This is a genomic window from Bacillus sp. SIMBA_074 (assembly GCF_046534555.1).
GTDB classification, from domain to species: Bacteria; Bacillota; Bacilli; order Bacillales; family Bacillaceae_G; genus Bacillus_A; species Bacillus_A mycoides.
Map to the genome: position 1 here is coordinate 1 of NZ_JAWRYM010001209.1, position 237 is coordinate 237.

At 39.2% G+C, this 237-nt stretch carries 1 protein-coding gene; it reads left to right on the top strand.

Going from position 1 to position 237, the window contains the following annotated elements; genetic code table 11:
• Window positions 1-237 (top strand): alkaline phosphatase (locus SB773_RS34565; protein WP_410595055.1); only part of this gene is annotated, 237 nt, incomplete at both ends.

Here is a 237-nt window from a genome sequence, read left to right on the forward strand (position 1 = left end):
GAGTGAAGACCTATAACGCAGCAATTGCAGTGGATAATGATAAATCTGAAGTCAAAACCGTATTGGAAGCAGCAAAGGAAAAAGGAAAAGCGACGGGATTGGTTGCCACTTCTGAAATCACTCATGCTACACCAGCATCTTTTGGAGCCCATGATGAAAATCGGAAAAACATGAATTCAATCGCAGACGATTATTATAATGACTTAATCAAGGGCAAACATAAAATTGACGTCCTAT